Origin of the sequence: Streptomyces sp. NRRL WC-3549 (genome assembly GCF_000721935.1) — a bacterium.
In the GTDB taxonomy this organism is placed as follows: Bacteria; Actinomycetota; Actinomycetes; order Streptomycetales; family Streptomycetaceae; genus Streptomyces.
This window is the reverse complement of the sequence record NZ_KL585396.1, coordinates 30916-32400: the sequence shown is the minus strand read 5'-3', so window position 1 is coordinate 32400 and position 1485 is coordinate 30916. Positions and strand designations below refer to the sequence as shown.

1 protein-coding gene and 1 pseudogene are annotated in these 1485 nt (G+C 73.7%); both read left to right on the top strand.

Annotation, left to right across the window (positions count from 1 at the left end):
* Nucleotides 1-177, top strand: a 177-nt coding sequence (locus IH13_RS40810) for a DUF2867 domain-containing protein (RefSeq protein ID WP_158791167.1), incomplete at its 5' end; no start/stop codon positions are given.
* Nucleotides 174-1485, top strand: a pseudogene (locus IH13_RS37425) (cryptochrome/photolyase family protein); the annotation flags it as partial. The gene IH13_RS40810 and the pseudogene IH13_RS37425, both read left to right, overlap by 4 nt.

Sequence of the window (1485 nt, the reverse complement as noted above, 5' to 3'; positions counted from 1 at the left end):
CTCAGAGATGTGTATAAGAGACAGCGCTACCGGCAGCGCGCGCTCTTCCATCCGGCCGGGCTGCTGGGCCACGCCTACTGGTGGAGTGTGTCACCCTTCCACGCGGTGGTCTTCGGCGGCATGGCGCGCAACATCGCCCGGGCGGCGGGCCGGGCGTCGGACGGGGGAACGGCATGAGTGTGGCGGTGGTTCTGTTCACCTCCGATCTGCGGCTGCACGACCACCCGCCGCTGCACGCGGCCCTGGCCTCCGCCGACGAGGTGGTCCCGCTGTTCGTACAGGACGACGCCGTGGCGCGCGCCGGGTTCGGTGCCCCCAACCGGCGGGCGTTCCTCGCCGACTGCCTCCGCGACGTGGACGCCGGTCTCCGTGACCGGGGCGGCCGCCTGGTCATCCGTTCGGGTGAGGTTGTCGACGAGGTCTGCCGGGTCGTCACCGAGACGGGCGCGGACGAGGTGCACCTGGCGGCGGACGTCAGCGGTTACGCGCAGCGCCGCGAGGAGCGGCTGCGCGCGGCCCTGGCGACCGTGGCGCGCGGCCCTGGCGACCGTGGGCTGCCGGTTGCGCGTCCACGACGCGGTCGTCACCGCGGTCGCCCCGGGCGCGGTGGTCCCGTCGGGGCCGGGCAAAGACCACTTCGCCGTGTTCACCCCGTACTTCCGCGCCTGGTCACGGGTACGTCTGCGGACACCGATCGGTGCGCCGCGCGCCGTGCGGGTACCGGACGGCCCGGCGTCCGGGCCGGTGCCCGAGCGGTCCCGGGTGGGAGGGGTGTCGCAGGGGCTGGCCGACGGCGGTGAGAAGGAGGGCCGCAGGCGGATGACCGCCTGGCGCCGCCAAGGGCTGGGCCGGTACGAGGAGCGTCACGACGACCTGGCCGCGGACGCGACCTCCCGGCTCTCCCCGCATCTCCACTTCGGCACGGTCTCCCCCACCGAACTGATCCACCGGGCGCGTTCGGCGGGCGGCGCCGGCGCCGAGGCGTTCGTCCGGCAGTTGTGCTGGCGGGACTTCCACCACCAGGTCCTGGCCGCCCGCCCGGCCGTGTCCCACGCCGACTACCGTCCGCGGGGCGACCGGTGGCGTACCCGACGGGCGGCGGCGGACGACATCGAGGCGTGGAAGGCGGGCCGCACCGGCTACCCCCTGGTCGACGCCGCCATGCGCCAGCTGCTCCACGAGGGCTGGATGCACAACCGCGGGCGGCTGCTGACCGCCTCCTTCCTCGTCAAGACGTTGTACGTGGACTGGCGGATCGGGGCGCGCCACTTCCTGGACCTGCTGGTGGACGGGGACGTCGCCAACAACCAGCTCAACTGGCAGTGGATCGCGGGGACCGGCACGGACAGCCGGCCGAACCGCGTGCTGAATCCGTCGGCGCAGGCGAAACGCTACGACCCGGACGGCGCCTACGTACGCCGTTGGGTGCCCGAACTGGAGAAGGTCGGCGCTCCCGCCGTCCACGAGCCGTGGAAGCTCGACGGG